An 18,429-nucleotide genomic window follows, 5' to 3' on the forward strand; every position below is an offset into this window, starting at 1 on the left:
GTTCGAGACAGCGAATGCGGTGCCGGGGGACGACTAAGCATTCCTGCCTCGGGGGCATGGTTGAGACGGAGCCCCTGTGGCGATCCCGCAACGCTTTTCAAAAAAATTTAGGCAAAGATTACGGGACTCGCTTTTTCCGTTCTCCGGCGAAAGCCAGGGCCCAGGGTTTCTCCGTCGTAAAGCCTAGAACCCCAGCTCAACCCCAAGCCGCACGGTGCGGGGGCGCAGCGGGGTGATCTGCTTCTCGTCGCGGATCAGCAGCGGTGATCCCAGCGCAAAGCGGTTGCCGCGGGTATCGAGCAGATTGGTCGCCGACAGGGTGATCGCCCGCCGGCCACGCTCCAGTCGCAGCTCCATGCCGGTATCGACATAGTCGCCCTGCGGCTTGCCCAGCACCGGCCCGATGCCCAGCGTCGAGCGCCCGACATAGCGCAGATAGCTGCTCGCCGAGAATTCGGTCTCGCCGCCTAGCGCGGTGCGATAGGCGGCGCCCAGCCGCCCGCTCGCATCGGCGACATTGGGCAGCCGGTTGAAGTCGGACGGTCCCTCGGCGAGCGGGAACACCGCCGCGGAAGGGTCGGTCACCTTCGAAGCGTTCAGATAGAGCGAACCGTCCAGGTCCAGCCCCGGCAGCGGCCGCCAGCGCACCGCCATCCCCAGCGACAGCACCCGCCCGTCGCCGATGTTCGACGTGGTTGGGAAACCATAGCCGTCGATCAGGTCGGCCTGAATGCTGGTCCACCAGGTCATCGATGCGCTGGTCGATACGCTCAGCCCATCGGCGGTGTAGCGCGTGCCCGCCTCGACCGTGGAAAGCCGGTCGCCCTGGAAACGCTGGATCAGGTCGCGCCGTACCGCCAGGCCGCCGGGGCGGAAGCCCTGCTCGAAGCGGCCGAACACAGTGAGCCCGTCGAACGGGCGATAGGCGATCGCGGCCGAGGGCAGCAGCCGTGTCTCGGTGCGCGCCGCCCGCGCACGCGGATCGGCGCGGAAGGCGAAGAAACGGTCTGCGTCCTGCGCATTGCCGGTCAGGTGCGAGCGCGTCAGTCGCCCGCCCGCGGTGATCGTCACCCCGCGCACCGGCTCCACCGTGCCCTCGCCGTAGAGCGTCGCCTCGTCCACGGTGTTGCGCACGCCGGTCAGCGCCGCGCGCATCGACCCATAGCTGCGGTTCACCCGGCCGCGATTCTCCAGGAAGCTCACCCCGATCAGCCATCCGGTACCGCGCGGACCGCGCCGTGACAGCCGCGTCTCCGAGGTGATCATGCTCACCCGGTTGATTTGCTGATAGCCGATCAGCGGGGAGTTCAGCGCGGGCAATGGGAAACCCTGGTTGACGTCGTCGACCGAGGCACCGGCAAAGACTTCGGAGACATATTGCCGGGCATAGGCACCGGCCGTGCTCAGCTCGATATCGCCCCAGCGCTTGCGGGCGACCAGCTCGGCCAGCCAGAAGTCATTCTGGAACGGCTGGGCGATCGGGCTCCTCCGGCTCAGGCCATCGCCCTTGCCGTCCGAATATTGCGCGTCATTGCCCTTGATGCTCTGGCCGACGCCGCCCACGTCGATCGTCCAGCCATCGACTTCCCAGCGCAAGGCCGCGCGGCCACCGGTGGTGCGCACGCTGTTGACGTCAGCCAGCCCGCGCTCGCGGTCGTCGATATAGCCGCCGTCGCGCGAACTGAATGCCAGCGCGCGGAAGGCCAGCTCGCCTTCCTTGATCGGCATGTTGACGATGCCACCCACGTCCCAGCTCGGGTCGCCATGCTGGGTGAGCGAGCCGCCGCCCCAGACCTGGCCGCCACTTGCCCAGAAATCCGGCGCGCGCGGCACCACGCGGACCACGCCGCCCAGCGATCCCGCGCCATAGAGCGTGCCCTGCGGCCCCTCGAGCACTTCGACCCGGCCGATGTCGTACAGCTTCAGGTCGGGATCGGGCGCACTGTAGGTGATCCGGCTGTTGCCCCAATATTGGCCAACCGTCGCCTGGGTCGGCCCGACAAAGCTCGAATCCGCGATGCCGCGGATGAACAGCTTGTTGCGCCCCGGCCCGAGATGGGTGGAAGCGAGGCTGGCGACGCGGTTGGCGATGACATCGCTGCCCTTGCCGCCTTCGGAGACCGGAATATCCTCGCCCTCGACGATCTGCACGCCGCCCGGATAGGCCTTGAGCGGCACATCGCGCTTGCTGCCGGTGACCAGGATCTCGGCCGGCGGCGCATCGGGCTCCTCGCGGGGCGGTGGCGGCGGCACCGGACGATGCCGCACCGGCGGGGCGCGTTCGATCAGCCAGGTGCCGGGGGCAACGCGGCGCGCGCGCGCGCCGGTGCCGCGCAGCATCTCGGCCAGCGCGCCATCGACACTGTGCTTGCCCTTGATCGGCCGCACCGTGATGCCGCCCAATGCGGACTCGCGCAGGCCGATGCTGCTGCCGGTCTGCTTGCCGAGGGTGAACACCGCGGCATCGAGCCGTCCGGCAGGCACGGAGACGCTATGCCGCTTCTCCTGCGCAAGCGCAGGCGAAGCCGCCAGCAAAGCGATCGGAAGGATCAGCTTAGTGCGGTGCACCGTCGATCGCGTCCAGCATCCATCCATTGCCCGCACGGGTCGCACGGGTACCGGTCAGCGCGGCGATGCGCTCGACCACGGCTCCCGGACCGCCCTGGGTAGAGATCGTGCCCGTGAACGGAATGGCTTCCGTTCCCTTCCCCACCCGCACCTTGACGCCCAGGTTGCGGGAGAGATCGGCGGCGACGCGCTCGAGCGTCGCATTGCGATAAACGAGCTGCCCACCGCGCCACGCCCCGATATCGGTGACGATGGTCCGGCTGACTTCGGGGCGGCCGCTGCCGGCAACGCTCAGCGAGTCGCCTGGGCTCAGCCGCACCGCTTCGGCCTGGGGCTGGTAGATCACCGCGCCCTCGGCCACCGAGACGCGCAACCCTGTCTCGTCGCGCACCACATTGAACACGGTGCCGGCATCCTGCAGCGTGACGCCGCCGGTCTTGACGATGAACGGGTTGGCGACGTCGTGGCGTACTTCGAACAGCGCCTCGCCCTCGATCAGTTCGGCGCTGCGCTTGTCGAGCACCGCCACGCGGGTGGCGCCGTTCAGCACCATCCTCGATCCGTCGGCCAGCGCGACTTCGCGGCGCTCGCCGGCGCGCGTGGCATATTCATGCCCGCCGGGGCCGCTGCCCAGGCTGGACCAACCGACCACCACCGCCAACGCGGCGGCGACCGCGCCGCCCGAAATCAGGAACAGCCGCCGTGGCGCGCGCGTCGCCACCGGCTCGGCCTCGGGCACCACCACCGGCGCCGGCGCGAGCTGGAACAGCCCCGCCATCGCCTCATCGGCGTCGAGTGCCTGATTATAGGCCTGCAAGTGCGCGGGATCGCGCTCCAGCCAATCGGCGAAAGCGTCCCAATCGGCGAAAGCCGAGTCCTGCAGCCGGATCACCCACCCCCGGGCGTCCTCTGCAAGAAGTTCCAAAACCTGCCCGTTCATGCCCACCTCAACCCGAGGACGGAGTCGATGCGATCATTCCGCATCGAACCGGTCCTTCAGCTGGGCGAGGGCGCGGTACGCTTTCTGCAGATCCTTTTCCACCGAGCTCAAGCTTATCCCCAATTCCCGAGCGATCGCTGCCTGGCCGAGCCCCTCCAGCCGGTAGCGACGGAAAACCTGATCGACTCGCGGCCCAAGTGCAAGCAGCGTCGTCTCCGCCTCGCGCAATCGCTCGCGCGCGATCAGCACGCGCTCGCCCTGCGGCGCGTGATCGCTGGCCGCAAGGTCCTGCCATTCATGCTGGCGCCGCCCGCGACTCAGGTTGGCGCGCTGGCGATCGCGCAGCACATTCTCGGCGGCGCGGAACAGATAGGAGATCGGATCGGAGACCGGGCGCGCCTCGGCGCCCGAGATCTTGTGCCACAGGTCCTGCAGCACATCCTCGGCATCGTCGCCCGCCCCGCGCGCGGCGAGGAAGCGCAGCAGCCGCGGCCGCTCGTCCTCGAGCACGCGCTGCAAGCCGCTGATCGACGAAGTGGCAGTCATGCCCGAAGCCAAAGCATTGCGCGCTTCTCTTGCCAAGCCTTGGCTGCGAGATGGCGCAATTGCGGCAGCGGAAAGGAGGAGCTCAGGCACCCGCCCGCCGCCGATAGACGATACGGCTGCGGCTCCCCACCGGCACTTCCAGCGCCGGCGCATAGTCGCGCGCCAGCAGCGCGGTCATGTAATCGAGCACTTCGGGGCTCAGGTCGCGGTCGGGCCGGGTGCTGGCGACGACGAATTCGGGCCGCGCCGCCATGATCCGCTTCACCTCGGCCATCGGATCGGCGCCTATCGCGCGCGATTCGCGGGTGAGGCTCAGATGGCTCGGGAACGGCCAGCGCGTCGGCAGGCAGCTGCCGGTCAGCCGGTAGAGCGCCGGTTCCCCGTCGAACACGTACAGGCAATCGCGCAGCTGCGGCCGGATATAGTCCGCCATCCGCTCGACCTGCGGGCCCCAGCCCCGGTCACGGCGATTGTCGTTGACGATGTTGAGCGAGATCGTGGCGATCAGCGCCATCATCGCCACGCCCGCCGGGATCCGCCAACGCGTCCGCCCCGATGCGAGCACCAGCCCCGCCGCCCCGTCGCCGAACCAGGCGGCGGCCAGCACGCAGAGCGGCGCGATCAGCGGCAGCGCATAATGGTCGAAAAAGGTGCCGAAGAGCAGCACGCCGCCGATCGCCGCGATCGCCCAGCCGTCGAGCAGCTTGCGCACATCCTCGCTCACCGGCCGCGCCATGCCGCGCCCCAGCCATGCCGCAATCCCGAGCGGCGCGAGCAAGAGCGCCATCCAGCCCAGCCGCTTGAGCACGATGCCGGTGCCGTCCGAGCTGCGCTCGAGGATCGACAGGAAATTCGCCTGCACGAACGCGTCGCCCTGCCCGATCGCGGCATACCAGCCCCAAGCAGCCAGCGTCGGCAGCAGCGCCGCGGCGATCCAGGCCGTGCCCATCGCGAACAGCCGGCCTCTCCCGACCCCGCGCTGCGCGGCGAACCACAGCAGCGCGAGCCCGAAGAACACGCCTTCGAACAGCGCGGTATATTTCACCTGCATCGCCGCGCCGATCAGCAGCATCACGACCAGCCCGCCGGCGAAGCCCAGCCAGTCGAAGCCTGGGCGACGCACGATACCGGTCATCGCCCAGGCCGCGAGCGCGACGAACAGATTGTAGAAGACCGGCGACTGGCCGGCCTCGCCGCCGAATATGCCGAGATAGAGGATATAGACCACGCCCGCCGCCGCCGCGCCGTGCGGCCCGGCCAGGTTGCGGGCGATCCGCGCGATGACGAAGGCCGTGGCCACCGCGAACAGCGTCGCCACCAGCTGATATGCCAGCACGCCTTCCCCGCCGAGCAGGCGGATCGCGGCATAGATCAGGAACAGCCCGATTGGCTTGCGGTCCCAAATGTCGACATAGGGCAGCGCCCCATGGAGCATCCGGTCGCCGGTCAGCAGGTAGAATTCGTCATCGACCTGGACGACGGGATTGCCGAACTGCGCAGCCCGCGCGACGATCGCGACGACCAGCAGCAGCGCGGCCAGCAGGGCCGGGTTGCTCGCCCACACCCGCGTCGCCGCTGCCACCCGTGCCGTCCAGGGCAGATGCCCGGGCTCGACCAGCCGCAATGGCCGGTGGCGGGGCGCGTCGAGCAGGGTGCGGGCTGGGACGTGCTGCATACTCAACCTGAAAACTGGGTTCAGGTCGAGACGGAGCTACGGCGCCGATCCCGCAAGGCGATCGCGACCAAACGGCACTCCTGAACGATGGAGCGCCGGTTCGATCGGCGATCAGCTCCTCAGCTGCGCGGCGGCTTCGGGTAGGGCACGAAATCGCCCAGACCCACCCAGCCGGTAACCGAGCGCAGGCCGGTGTCGTACAGCCGCACCGTGTCGATCCGGCAGAGCTGGCTCAGCGTCGTCTCGGTGACGAGCACGTCGGTCCAGTCGAGCGTCTGCGCACCGCTCCGGGGGCGGTTCACATATTTCACGCCGTTGTTCATCTCGTAGATGATCGCGGTCCCGTCGATGATCTTCGACGAGCGGATGTCGCGCAGGTTGATGCAATCCACCGGCTTGCCGGCAGTACGCCCGGCGACCGCCTTGGCGATCTCGGCCTCGCCGTCCTTCTGCCCGGCCGCGGCGGCCGGCATGGCCAGCCCGGCCAGCAAGGCGGCGCCGAGAAGCTTGATCGAAATCCTGTTCATGGCACTGTCCTTTCGAGCCCCCATGATCCGATGACGGAGCATATAAGCACGATCCGCATCCGGGTCATCGGCTCGCCGGGCGATTTTGTGTCGCAATCGGTATTATCGCTCCAGCCGCCGCACCGCATCGGCGACGCTGTAATCGCTCCGCTCCACCACCCCTTGCGCGCCCGCTGCATGCAGCAGGTCGCGCACCCGGTCGTGCACCCGCGCATAATGGACCCGCAGCCCCTTCGCCCCCATCCCCCGATCGAACTCGAGCAGCGCGTCGAGCGCCGTGCTGTCGATATCGATGCTCTCCTCCAGGCTGATCACCACCGCGCGCAGGTCCGGCTCGGCCAGGGTCCGCCGCGCGATCTCGGCGAACATCCGCTCGGCATTGGCGAAGAACAAAGGGGCCGCCGGCCGCCAGATCGCGATTCCGGCGAGCATCACCGCGTCGTGGTGGCGGTAGGCATCGACAAAGTCATGGCTCTCCCCCAGCCGCCCCAGTCGCGCCAGGCGGGCATTGCCGAAGCGCTGCACCAGCGCCGCGAGCGAGAGCAGGATCGCGCAGAGCATGCCGTCGAGCACGCCGAGCACCAGCACGCCCAGCGCGGCGGCGAGCGCGATATACTGGTCGCGGTTGAGCCCCCAGAGCCGCAGGATCGGCCGCGGATCGAGCGAATGGGTCAGCGCCGCGATCACCACTGCCGCCAGCACCGGCTGGGGCAGCAGCGCGACCAGCGGCATCGCGAACAGCACCAGCGCGCCCAGCGCCAGCGCCGCCGCCGTGCCGGCCAGTCGCGAGCGTGCGCCCGACGCCTCGTTCGCCGCGCTGGCGGAGAGTCCCGCCCCCACCGGCATCCCCTGCACCAGCGCCGACGCGAGATTGGCCAGCCCCAGCGCGCGCAACTCGCGGCCGGAATCGAGCAGGTCGCCGTGGCGCAGCGCCAGCGTCCGCATCGTCCCCCAGCTCTCGGCCAGCAGGATCAGCGCCAGCGGCACCGCGACCTGCGCCGCTTCCAGCAGCATCGCCGGTGAGTAGGCCGGTATCGTCGCCCTCTCCGGCATCAGCGCGATGTGCCCCACCGTCGCCACGCCATGTGCCTGGAGTTCGAGCAGTCCGGAGGCCGCGACGCCCGAGACCAGCACGATCAGCGCCGCCGGTACGCCGGGCCAGCGCCGCAGCACCAGCAGCGTCGCCAGCGCGGCCAGCCCCACCGCCAGGCTCGGCACATGCCAGTGCGGTACGGCCCGCAGCACGGCGAAGCCGGTATCGAACAGGCTCCCGCTCGGCGCGTGCACGCCCGCCAGCACCGGTAGCTGCTTGACGCTGATCGTGATCGCCAGTCCGAAGGCGAAGCCGCGGAGCACCGGATGCGAGATGAATCCGGTCAGCCCGCCCAGCCGGAACGCCCATGCCAGCAGGAACAGCAGCCCGGCCAGCGCCACCGCCATCATCAGGAACAGCGCACGCATTCCCTCGCCGCCCGGCACCGCAGCCAGCGAAGCGGCGAGGATCGCCGCGGAGGAGGACGTCGCCGATACGATCGCGAACCGGCTCCGCCCGACCAGCGCATAGACGAGCGTGCCGACCAGCGCCGCCAGGACCGCATGCCCCGGCGCCATGCCCGCGATCCCGGCATAGGCCACCGCCTCGGGCAGCATCAGCCCGGCAACCGCGAGGCCGGCGACGATATCGGCACGAATCTTCAAATGGCCCCTCCCGGAGCCCCACCTCTGCGCCCGCTTGCGATGGATGGGAAGCCGCCCGCCTCTCTCCTTCCGTCATGCTGAATCTGTTTCAGCATCGAACTCTCCATAAGCGACACCGCCAGACCCTGAAGCAAGTTCAGGATGACGAAGATATTTGAGGTCGTCGGAATTCCCCTTCGGTTCCCCGGCGAAAGCCGGGGCCCAGAGTAACAGGCGACACGGCAGAGAAACCCTCGTCCCCGACCTTCGCCGGGGAACTGCTTGGGTTGCACGTCATCAAAACCCTAGCGAAGCTGCCTTTTCTCCAGCTTCCGCGCCAGCGTCCGCCGGTGCATCCCCAGCCGCCGGGCGGTCTCGGAGATGTTGAAGTCCGTCTCCACCAAAGTCTGGTGGATATGCTCCCATTCCACCGTCTTGATCGACGAGGGCCGGCTGGCGATCTGCGCGTCCGGATCGCCTTCCTCCCGGCCGAACGCCGCCTCGATATCGTCGGTGTTAGAGGGCTTGGCGAGATAATAGGAAGCGCCCAGCTTGATCGCCTCCACCGCGGTGGCGATGCTGGCGAAGCCGGTCAGCACGACGATCTTCATCCCCGCATCGGTGGCGCGCAGGCTCTGGACGCAGGCCAGGCCCGAGGCCCCGCCTAGCTTGAGATCGACCACCGCATAGCCGGGGTGGAAATTCTCCAGCAGCACGGTCAGGTCCTCATGGCTCGCCGCAGCCTCGACGATATAGCCGCGCCGTTCGAACGAGCGTCGCAGCGTCCGGGCAAAGGCCTCGTCATCCTCGACGATCAGCAGCTTGCGGATTGCGCTCATGCCTGTTCCTCCCCGGGGCGGGCGATCGCGTCAAGCGGCAGGCGGATGCGGACCACCGCCCCGCTGCCCGGAAGATTCTCCGCGCTTGCCGTGCCCCCCAGCTTGCGCAGCACGTTGACGAGCAGGAACAGCCCCAGCCCGCCGCCCGGCTTGCCCTTACTCGATCGATAGGGCTGGCCGAAGCCGGCGAGCATCTCGGGCGCGAAGCCCGGTCCCTCGTCGGCGATGTCGATCACCAGGTCGTCATGGTCGCGCAGCGCGGTGATGCCGATCCAGTCGGAAACCTCCGCCGCGTTGTCGATCACGTTGCTCAATACTTGGCGAAGCCCCGGATCGGAGACGATCGCCACGTCCGGCTCGAAATGATCGGCATAGTCGAGCGTGCCGGTCAGCCGGCTCGCGCGCCAGTCGGCGACCAGCGAGTCGAGGAACTGCCGCACCGTGGTGAATTCGGAGGAGAGCCCCCGCGCCTCGCCGGCCGAGGCCAGGATGCCGCTGACGATCGTCTTGCAGCGCGCCACCTCGGCCTGCATGTCGGCCACGTCCTGCGCCAGGTCCCGGTCGCCTGCGATGCGCGGCATGCGCTGCCAGTCGCCCAAGATCACCGAGAGCGAGGAGAGCGGCGTGCCCAGTTCGTGCGCCGCCCCGGTGGCGAGCAGGCCCATGCGGACGATGTGATCCTCCTCGGCGGCGCGCTGGCGGATCTCGGCGCGCTCGGCATCGCCGTCGCGCAGATTCCGGGCGATGCGGGTGATCAGCGAGACCAGCAGCACCGCGATCAACGCGAAGCAGATCAGGCTGCCCGCCAGATAGAGCCGGAAGGGGTCGTTGACGCCGGTCGGCAGGTCGAGCGGCACCGGATTTATCGCGATGCCGAACACCGCCAGGCTGGTCGCGCCGACGATCAGCCAGCTCGATCCCGGCTGGAGCAGCATCGCCCCGGTCACGACCTGGAGCAGGAACAGCGAGGCGAAGGGGTTGGCGAGGCCGCCGGTGAAGTGGAGCTGCCAGGCGAGCGCCGCGACGTCCGCCAGCATCGCCAGGGTCAGCTCCCAGTTGGTGATCGCCGCGCGCCGGTCCAGCAGCGGATAGGTCGCCAGGTTGATGCCGATCAGCACCAGCGGGGCGATGAACAGCGGGACCAGCGGCAGCTTCACGCCCATCACGAAATGGACAAAGCCGATCGTGCCCAGCTGGCCACCGACAGCGATCCAGCGCAGCTGCACGAGCAGCCACATGTTGCGCCGGCCGGGGTCGGTATCCTCCTGCCCCCGGGCGTGGATCACTGGGCGCTTCCCCGCCGCCAGCCGATGAACCAGGCGCCCCACAGCGCCATCGCGCACAGCCCGAACCAGGTCAGGGCGTAGACCAGGTGATTGTCGGGGAACTTGACCACGGTCAGCCCACCCACCGGCCAGCCGCCCGGATTAGGCGTGGCATCCGCGTCGATGAAATAGGGTGCGACCTGTCCGAGCCCATGGGCGCTGGCGATAGCCGCGACGTCGCGCGAATACCAGCGATTGGCCCTGGGCTCGTTTGCGCGGAGGAACCCGCCGCCGGGCTCGGTGACACGCAACAGCCCGGTCACCTGCAGATAGCCGGGCCCGGCGGGAACCTTGTCGCGCATCGCGTCGGGGATGAAGCCGCGATTGACCAGCAGGGTGAAATCGCGGGTCTTGAGCGGGGTCATCACCCAATAGCCCGAACCGCGTTCGGTCACCGCCTTCACCAGCGTGGCGCGGTCGTTGAGGAGAGTGCCGGTGGCGGTGACGCGGCGATAGGCGTCGGTCCTGGCGGTGATCGCGCTCCAGGCGCCGGGCCCGGGCGCCGCTGCGGGCGTGCCGTGCGCACGGCTCTCGACCGCGGCAATCAGCTCATGTTTCCAGACGCGGCGCTCGAGCTGCCAGATGCCCAGCCCCGCCAGCAGCCCCGCGCAGACGAGCATCGCAACCGCGATGCCCCATCTGACGCGGGGCCGGGGTTCATCGTTCACGGAAGCTGGCTCGGATCGACCATCGGCATCATGTTCGCGTTGAGGTGGTACATCACCCACAGCGAACCCGAGAGCATGATCACCACGACGATGATCGTGAACAGCAGCGCGGTCATCGTCCAGCCACCCTCGGCCTTGGGCTTGAGGTGGAGGAAATAGACCATGTGGACCACGATCTGGACCATCGCGAACGCCATGATCGCCGCGGCGGTGACGCCGTTCGAGAACGGGCGTTCCATGACGAGGTAGAACGGGATCGCGGTCAGGATGACCGAAAGCACGAAGCCGATGACATAGTCGCGCATCGAACCGTGCGGAATCTCGACGCCGTGGCCGTGATCCCCGTGGTCATGGGTGTCGTGGCTCATCGCAGCATTCCCATCAGATAGACAAAGGTGAAGACGCCGATCCAGATGACGTCGAGGAAGTGCCAGAACAGGCTCAGGCAGGCCAGGCGGCGCTGGTTGGCGGCGGTCAGGCCGAAGCGGCTCACCTGCACCATCAGCGTGATCAGCCAGATCGAGCCGAAGGTGACGTGCAGGCCGTGCGTGCCGACCAGGGTGAAGAAGCTCGACAGGAACGCGCTGCGCCACGGGCCCGCGCCCTCATGGATCAGCTCGCTGAACTCGTAGAGCTCGATGCCGAGGAAGCAGCCGCCGAACACCAGGGTGATCGCCAGCCACACGAGTACCTGCGTCTTGTTGCCCTTTGCCATGCCGAGCATCGCGAAGCCATAGGTGATCGACGAGAACAGCAGCATCGCCGTGTTCAGCGCGACCAGCGGCAGGTCGAACAGGTCCTTCGGCCCCGGGCCGCCGGCGAAATTGCCGCCGAGCACGGCGTAGCAGGCGAACAGGATCGCGAAGATGAGGCAGTCGCTCATCAGGTAGATCCAGAAGCCCAGCATCGTGCTGTAGCCTTCCGGGTGCGGATGCTCGTCCAGGTCGTAGAAGCGGACCGGTTCGTCCGCGGCGGGAATCGTCGTGGTGCTCATCGATCAGGCTCCGGCGAGCTGGCGCGTGCGCGCAGCCTCGGTCTCGGCAACGACTTCGGCGGGAATGTCGAAATCGCGCTTGTAGTTGAAGGTATGGAAGATCGCGCCGCCGATCAGCGCCACGAAGCTCACGCCGACCAGCCACCAGATGTGCCAGATCAGCGCGAAGCCGATCAGGGTGCTGATGCCGGCGAGGATCACGCCCGCGCCGGTGTTGCTCGGCATGTGGATGTCCTTGAAGCCGGTGAGCGGACGCTCGCAGCCGCGGCTCTTCATGTCGTACCAGGCATCCAGGTCATGGATGACGGGCGTGAACGCGAAGTTGTACTCCGGCGGCGGCGATGAGGTCGCCCACTCCAGGGTACGGCCGTTCCACGGATCGCCGGTCACGTCCTTCAGCTCCTCGCGCTTCCAGATGCTCACCGCGAACTGGACCAGCATCGCGCCGATGCCGGCGGCGATCAGGGCAGCGCCGAGCGCCGCGACGACGAAGAAGATCTGCAGGCTGGGGTCGTCGAACACCCGCATGCGGCGGGTCACGCCCATCAGGCCCATGATGTAGAGCGGCGTGAAGGCCATCCAGAAGCCGACCACCCAGCACCAGAAGCTCACCTTGCCCCAGAAGACGTTGAGCTTGAAGCCGAAGGCCTTGGGCCACCAGAAGTTGATCGCCGCGAACAGGCCGAACAGCACGCCGCCGATGATCACATTGTGGAAGTGCGCGATCAGGAACAGCGAGTTGTGCAGCACGAAGTCGGCCGGGGGCACGGCGAGCATCACGCCGGTCATGCCGCCGATCACGAAGGTCAGCATGAACGCGACGGTCCACATCATCGGCAGCTCGAAGCGGATGCGGCCGCGATACATGGTGAACAGCCAGTTGAAGATCTTGGCGCCCGTCGGGATCGAGATGACCATCGTCGTGATGCCGAAGAAGCTGTTGACGCTGGCGCCCGAGCCCATGGTGAAGAAGTGGTGCAGCCAGACGAGATACGACAGGATCGTGATGACGATCGTGGCATAGACCATCGACGAATAGCCGAACAGCTTCTTGCCCGAGAAGGTCGAGGTGACTTCCGAGAACACGCCGAACAGCGGCAGGATCAGGATGTAGACCTCCGGGTGACCCCAGATCCAGATCAGGTTCACGTACATCATGGCGCTGCCGCCGAAGTCGTTCGTGAAGAAGTTGGTGTGGGCGTAGCGGTCAAGACCGAGCAGCGCGAGCACTGCGGTCAGCACCGGGAAGGACGCGACGATCAGCACGTTGGTGCAGAGCGAGGTCCAGGTGAACACCGGCATCTTCATCAGGGTCATGCCGGGCGCGCGGAGCTTGAGGATCGTCACGATCAGGTTGATGCCCGAAAGTGTCGTGCCCACGCCCGCGACCTGCAGCGCCCATAGATAATAGTCGACGCCGACCCCGGGGCTGTAGAGGATCCCCGAAAGCGGCGGATAGGCCAGCCAGCCGGTCTGGGCGAACTCGCCGACGAACAGCGAGGCCATCACCAGCACCGCGCCGCCGGTCGTCATCCAGAAGCTGAAATTGTTCAGGAACGGGAACGACACGTCGCGCGCGCCGATCTGCAGCGGCACGATGTAGTTCATCAGGCCGGTGACGAACGGCATCGCCACGAAGAAGATCATGATCACGCCGTGGGCGGTGAACACCTGGTCGAAGTGGTGCGCGTTCAGGTATCCCTCGGACCCGTTGAACGCGAGCGCCTGCTGGAGGCGCATCATCAGCGCGTCGGCGAAGCCGCGCAGGAACATCACGAGGCCCAGGATCATGTACATGATCCCGATCTTCTTGTGGTCGACACTGGTGAACCAGTTCTTCCACAGATAGCCCCAGAGCTTGAAATAGGTGAGCGCGGCGACGAGGCCGATGCCGCCAAGGGCGACGCCACAGAAGGTCGCCACGACGATCGGCTCGTGCAGCGGCAGCGCGTCGAGCGACAGCTTGCCCAGGATAGGGCTAACGGGTGCGGGTTGCGGGATCATAATCTGCTTCGCGATCAGGAAAGAGGACGCGGCCGGGTTTCGGACGCAACGCTGGGAGCGGTCGGGGTCGGCTCCGCCGAAGGCTGCCTCAGGCCGGCACCGGCGAGCGGTGCCTGCCTGATCGGCTTGGGCTGGGCGCGGACGGCGACGTCCATCTTGTCGGCGCAGATCTCGCCGACGAAGCTCTTGCCGCCATGCATGTGAGTGCCGGTGGCGCTGGTCTTGTCCTCGACGTGGCGGACATTGTGCAGCCCGGCCTTGCCCATGCCGCCCTCGGCATCGAGCGCCATCATCTGGTGCATGCACATCTTGCCCGGCTGCACGCACAGGTTGGTCACCCGATCGAACAGCCCGGTCTCCACCGCGGCGAAGCGGCGCACCGGATCGCCCTCGCTCGGGCGCTCGAGCTGGAGATAGGCCGCGCGGTCCAGGTTGCCGCCGGCCTTCTTGGCTTCGGCCACCCAGGCGTCGAACCCGGCCTGGTCCACGCTGTGCGCCTTGAAGCGCATCTTCGAGAAGCCATGACCGCTATAATTTGCCGAGAAGCCCTGGAAGACGCCGGTCTTGTCAAACACGGCATTCAGCGGGGTCTCCATCGCCGGCATCGCGTAGATCTGGCCGGCCAGCGCGGGGATGTAGAAGGAGTTCATCACCGACGAGGCCGAGATCCGGAAGCGGATCGGGCGGCCCACCGGAGCGGCCATCTCGTTGACCGTGGCGATGCCCTGCTCGGGATAGATGAACAGCCACTTCCAGTCGAGTGCGACGACCTGGACCTCAAGCGGCTTCACATTGGCCGCCACCGGCTGGTTCGGGCCCGTGCGCGCCAGCGGGCGGTACGGATCGAGCAGGTGGGTGCTCACCCAGGTGATCGCGCCAAGGCAGATGATGATGAGCAGCGGGGCCGACCAGATCACCAGTTCCAGGCCGGTCGAGTGATCCCAGTCCGGCTCGTAATGCGCTTCCTTGTTCGACTCGCGATAGCGCCAGGCGAACAGGACGACGAGCGCCATCACCGGGATGATGATCAGCAGCATCAGCAGCGTCGACACGATCACCAGGTCACCCTGTTGACGGGCGACATCGCCGGCGGGGTTGAGCACGACCATGTCGCATCCGCACAACAGCGCGAAAGCCGGCAGGGTCAGCAGCGCACGGAGGCGTGCGGAGAGCGGACGGGGTCTAGGCATGGCGGGCGCCTAGGCCCCCGATGTTGCACCGCACATAGGACATTTTGTCCAATCCCTGCGTTGTCTGCTATGGCGCAAGAGCGCCGCGCCGGGGCTATCTTAGCCCCCTTAACGGCATTATGAAACGCGCTTGCGCTGCGCGTGTTGCAGGAAAGTTCGAACTCGATGAGCGGTGAACCCGTCCCCACCCTTACCGCCGAGCGGGATGCCCGCGCGCTGCACAGCGACGGCCATGCCATCCATCCCGGCGAGATCGCCATCGGCGTGATCATCGGGCGCACGTCCGAGTTCTTCGATTTCTTCGTCTACGCCATCGCCTCGGTGCTGGTCTTCCCGAAGCTGATCTTCCCGTTCCTCGATCCGCTGCAGGGCACGCTCTGGTCGTTCGCGATCTTCGCGCTCGCCTTCATCACCCGTCCGGTCGGTACGCTGATCTTCACCGCCGTCGACCGCGCCTATGGCCGCGGCGCCAAGCTGACGATCGCGCTGTTCCTGCTCGGCGGCTCGACCGCCTCGATCGCCTTCCTGCCCGGCTATGCCGAGGTCGGCCTCGCCGCGCCGCTCCTGCTCGCGCTGTTCCGCATGGGCCAGGGCGTGGCACTGGGCGGCACCTGGGATGGCCTCGCCTCGCTGCTCGCGATCAACGCACCGAGCGACAAGCGCGGCTGGTATGCGATGATCCCGCAGCTCGGCGCGCCGCTCGGCCTGTTCGTGGCCAGCCTGCTCTTCGCCTTCTTCATCGCTGCGCTGCCGGCCGAGGACTTCCTCGCCTGGGGCTGGCGCTATCCCTTCTTCGTCGCCTTCGCGATCAACGTGGTTGCGCTGTTCGCCCGCCTGCGCATCGTGGTGACGCCGGAATATGCCCGCCTGTTCGAAGACCGCGAGCTCGAGCCCGCGCCGATCTCCGAGACGGTCAGCGCCGACTGGCGGATCATCGTGATGGGCGCCTTCGCCCCGCTCGCCAGCTTCGCCATGTTCCACATGGTCACCGTGTTCCCGCTCTCCTGGGTGTTCCTCTACACCGAGAACAGCCCGGTCGACTTCCTGGTGATCGAAGCGGTCGCCGCGATCGTCGGCACCATCGCGATCGTCATCTCGGGCAGCCTGGCCGATCGTGTCGGCCGCCGTACCCTGCTCGGCAGCTCGGCCGTCGCGATCGCGGTGTTCAGCGGCTTCGCCCCGCAGCTCCTCTCCTCGGGCGAGGCGGGCGAGATCGTGTTCATGCTGTTCGGCTTCGCGCTGCTCGGCATCTCGTTCGGCCAGTCGTCGGGCGCGCTGTCGTCGATGTTCACCAAGTCGCACCGCTACACGGGCTCGTCGCTCACCTCGGACCTCGCCTGGCTGTTCGGCGCCGCCTTCGCGCCGCTGATCGCCCTGTGGCTGGGCGCCGAGTTCGGCCTGCTCGCCGCCGGAGCCTATCTCCTCTCGGGCGCGATCGGCACCCTGGTGGCGCTCTGGTTCAACCGCGAGCTCGCCAAGAACATCGACTGATCGATCCGGTCAGCGGAAAAAAGGAGCCGGCAACCCCAGGGGTCGCCGGCTCTTTTTGTTTCGCATCCCGGGAGGGGAGGATCGGCAAGTCTCAAGTCACCCTTCGCCCTTCCCGCAATCGCCCGACACGAACGTGCCCGTCTCGCGGTTCTTCATCGTCATCATCTCGCCATTGTGCTCGAAGGTCATCACGGCATCGACGGTGAAGCTCGTCGCGGTGTAGCTGCCGCTGTACACCATCCTGCCCTTGGACGGACCCGTCGCCTCGAGATCCACCGTACCGCCCGAGGCGCGGTTGCGCACGATCTTCCAGCCCGGCTGCAGGTCCTTGACCGCGATATACTGGCCCGCGGCGATGATCTCATTGGTGATGCAGCGTTCTTCCTCGCCCCCGCCATCGCCGGTCTGGACGATCTTGTAGAGCCCCGAACGCAGCGAGCCCGGCGCTCCCTGCCCCCGCTGCTCCGCGCCGGCAGCCGTATTGGCGACGCCCTGCCCGCCGCATGCGCCCAGCAGCCACGGCAACACCAGCGCGACCCGAAGGAAACCCGTCTTCAGCACTGCGGCGTCTCCACCGCGTCGGACGAGCCGCTCGGCTGGCTGGCCGCAACGTCGATCGCCGTGCTGGCCGCCGCATTGGCGATATAGGAATTGCCGCCCACCTTGCCGGCCAGGCCGCCGACCAGGCCCGAATTGCGGGCGGCGCGCAGCAGTCCGCCAAGGCCAAGGCCCTTCTTCTTTTTCTTCGGCTTGCATTCGGGCACCGCCGGCGCGGCTTCGGCCGGGGCTGCCTGCTGGGCCTGGGGCACGTCCTGGATACCGGCCTGGGCCGGCACCGCGAGCAGCATCGCCGCGCAGGACGCGGCCGCCATCATCTTCCTCATCGCATCGTCTCCTTGAACAGGGCGGACGTGCGAGGAGCCACCAGGGAAGACGGAGGACACGCAGGGCCGCGTCGGGCAGAGGTGCGCGCCACCTCCCCCGCGCGGAACGATTCTGCGACCGGCATCCGCTTGGACGCGACCAAGCCGCCATATGGCCGCGACGGGAGCAGGCCTGGCGCGGCATCGTCATGCTCACAGGGCACCGCGAAGTTGATCCGTTCAGCTTCCATGGGCTGACGCAGCGCCAGTTTCTCCGCGTTGCAACAAATCGAAATTCCCGCGTGCACCGGGCGGCCGAGAGCGGCTGCGAGACGGTTTGCACGGGGGACGTGATGCAAGGATCTAAACAAGGCGTGGTGCGCACCCTCCTATTGGGTGCGGCGCTGGCCGTGGCGGCGCCGGCCTATGCCCAGATGGGCCCCGGCGGCGGCGGTGGCGGCTTTCCCGGCGGCGGCGGCGGGCCGGGCGGACCCGGCGGCCGTGGCGGCCCTCCCGGCGGTGGTCCGGGTGGCGGGCGTCCCAAAATGATGAAGCCGGTCAAGCGCGAGAAGCTCGACAAGGTCGTCACCGAAATGTTCAGGACCGCCGACAAGAATGGCGACGGGCTGGTCACCTTCGAAGAGCTCAAGACCGTGATCGAGGCGCGGCGCGACGCGCGGATCAAGGCGCGGTTCGAGCGGATCGACACCGATCATAACGGATCGCTGAGCGCGGCCGAGTTCTTCGCCTGGCAGCACGACATGGGTTCGGTCGCCTCCGCCGAGCACCAGCCCGTCGCCGAGATTGGCGGGCCGGTCTCCGAAAGCATCATGCCGGACCTGGACGAGGACGACATGGCGCTGCGCCGGCTGGTCGAGCCGCTCAACGCAATGGTGATCGTCAACGCCAACACCAATTACGACAATGGCGTCTCGCTCGACGAACTTCTCGCCTATGAGCGCAAGAAGTTCGACGCGGCCGATGCCGATCATGACGGCGCGCTGACGATGGAGGAGCTGCGCAGCCTCGAGCCGCGCGACCGTGACGGACCGGGCGGTCCGGGTGGACCCGGCGGTTTTGGCGGCCCGATGGGCCGTCCGCCGCGCGGAGAAGAATGAGCCC

17 protein-coding genes are annotated in these 18,429 nt (G+C 67.6%); 2 read left to right on the forward strand and 15 right to left on the reverse strand.

Annotated elements, in window-relative coordinates; genetic code table 11:
* Positions 1–183: 183 nt before the first annotated feature.
* The 13 genes from O3305_RS09770 to cyoA all read right to left on the reverse strand — a co-directional run bounded on the left by O3305_RS09770 (position 184) and on the right by cyoA (position 14,953).
* On the reverse strand, positions 184–2,568 hold the full coding sequence (locus O3305_RS09770) for a TonB-dependent receptor (protein ID WP_269576217.1): 2,385 nt from the start codon (positions 2,566–2,568) through the stop codon (positions 184–186).
* Positions 2,555–3,493 (reverse strand): FecR family protein, encoded by a 939-nt coding sequence (locus tag O3305_RS09775; RefSeq protein WP_269576218.1) that lies wholly within the window; start codon positions 3,491–3,493, stop codon positions 2,555–2,557. The genes O3305_RS09770 and O3305_RS09775 overlap by 14 nt, the downstream gene beginning before the upstream one ends.
* Positions 3,494–3,541: 48 nt before the next feature.
* Positions 3,542–4,054 carry an RNA polymerase sigma factor gene (locus O3305_RS09780; protein WP_269576219.1) on the reverse strand — a complete coding sequence of 171 codons (513 nt, stop codon included), beginning with the start codon at positions 4,052–4,054 and terminating at the stop codon, positions 3,542–3,544.
* Between the two features lie 82 nt (positions 4,055–4,136).
* On the reverse strand, positions 4,137–5,729 hold the full coding sequence (locus O3305_RS09785; protein WP_269576220.1) for an ArnT family glycosyltransferase: 1,593 nt from the start codon (positions 5,727–5,729) through the stop codon (positions 4,137–4,139).
* Positions 5,730–5,848: 119 nt separating this feature from the next.
* Positions 5,849–6,256, reverse strand: coding sequence for a hypothetical protein (locus O3305_RS09790; protein WP_269576221.1), 408 nt, complete (start codon positions 6,254–6,256; stop codon positions 5,849–5,851).
* Positions 6,257–6,358: 102 nt separating this feature from the next.
* Positions 6,359–7,954 (reverse strand): SulP family inorganic anion transporter, encoded by a 1,596-nt coding sequence (locus O3305_RS09795; RefSeq protein ID WP_269576222.1) that lies wholly within the window; start codon positions 7,952–7,954, stop codon positions 6,359–6,361.
* Positions 7,955–8,238: 284 nt separating this feature from the next.
* Positions 8,239–8,772 (reverse strand): response regulator transcription factor, encoded by a 534-nt coding sequence (locus O3305_RS09800; RefSeq protein WP_269576223.1) that lies wholly within the window; start codon positions 8,770–8,772, stop codon positions 8,239–8,241.
* Positions 8,769–10,058: an ATP-binding protein gene (locus tag O3305_RS09805; protein ID WP_353739232.1), complete on the reverse strand. Its 1,290-nt coding sequence runs from the start codon at positions 10,056–10,058 to the stop codon at positions 8,769–8,771. Before O3305_RS09805 ends, O3305_RS09800 begins: the two co-directional genes overlap by 4 nt.
* A complete protein-coding gene (locus O3305_RS09810) occupies positions 10,055–10,717 on the reverse strand; it encodes an SURF1 family protein (protein ID WP_269576492.1) in 663 nt (220 codons plus the stop codon). Before O3305_RS09810 ends, O3305_RS09805 begins: the two co-directional genes overlap by 4 nt.
* A gap of 44 nt (positions 10,718–10,761) precedes the next feature.
* Positions 10,762–11,133: a cytochrome o ubiquinol oxidase subunit IV gene (cyoD, locus tag O3305_RS09815; protein ID WP_269576224.1), complete on the reverse strand. Its 372-nt coding sequence runs from the start codon at positions 11,131–11,133 to the stop codon at positions 10,762–10,764.
* Positions 11,130–11,759, reverse strand: a complete 630-nt coding sequence (gene cyoC / locus O3305_RS09820) for a cytochrome o ubiquinol oxidase subunit III (protein ID WP_269576225.1) — start codon at positions 11,757–11,759, stop codon at positions 11,130–11,132. Before cyoC ends, cyoD begins: the two co-directional genes overlap by 4 nt.
* Positions 11,760–11,762: 3 nt before the next feature.
* Positions 11,763–13,763 (reverse strand): cytochrome o ubiquinol oxidase subunit I, encoded by a 2,001-nt coding sequence (cyoB, locus tag O3305_RS09825; protein WP_269576226.1) that lies wholly within the window; start codon positions 13,761–13,763, stop codon positions 11,763–11,765.
* 14 nt (positions 13,764–13,777) lie between these two features.
* Positions 13,778–14,953: a ubiquinol oxidase subunit II gene (gene cyoA, locus O3305_RS09830; protein WP_342250755.1), complete on the reverse strand. Its 1,176-nt coding sequence runs from the start codon at positions 14,951–14,953 to the stop codon at positions 13,778–13,780.
* A gap of 165 nt (positions 14,954–15,118) precedes the next feature.
* On the opposite strand from cyoA, the gene O3305_RS09835 reads away from it, so the two are divergent.
* A complete protein-coding gene (locus O3305_RS09835) occupies positions 15,119–16,444 on the forward strand; it encodes an MFS transporter (protein ID WP_269576227.1) in 1,326 nt (441 codons plus the stop codon).
* A 96-nt stretch (positions 16,445–16,540) separates the two neighbouring features.
* Here the strand turns inward: O3305_RS09835 and O3305_RS09840 are convergent, their stop codons facing one another.
* Entirely contained in the window at positions 16,541–17,005 is a 465-nt protein-coding gene (locus O3305_RS09840; RefSeq protein WP_269576228.1) for a DUF3617 family protein, read from the reverse strand.
* Entirely contained in the window at positions 16,999–17,328 is a 330-nt protein-coding gene (locus O3305_RS09845; protein ID WP_269576229.1) for a hypothetical protein, read from the reverse strand. Before O3305_RS09845 ends, O3305_RS09840 begins: the two co-directional genes overlap by 7 nt.
* Positions 17,329–17,681: 353 nt before the next feature.
* On the opposite strand from O3305_RS09845, the gene O3305_RS09850 reads away from it, so the two are divergent.
* Complete coding sequence (locus tag O3305_RS09850) at positions 17,682–18,425, forward strand: EF-hand domain-containing protein (protein WP_353739233.1); 744 nt, start codon at positions 17,682–17,684, stop codon at positions 18,423–18,425.
* The last annotated feature ends 4 nt before the right edge of the window (positions 18,426–18,429 follow it).

Source organism: Sphingomonas sp. NIBR02145, from assembly GCF_027359115.1.
GTDB lineage: Bacteria > Pseudomonadota > Alphaproteobacteria > Sphingomonadales > Sphingomonadaceae > Sphingomonas > Sphingomonas kyeonggiensis_A.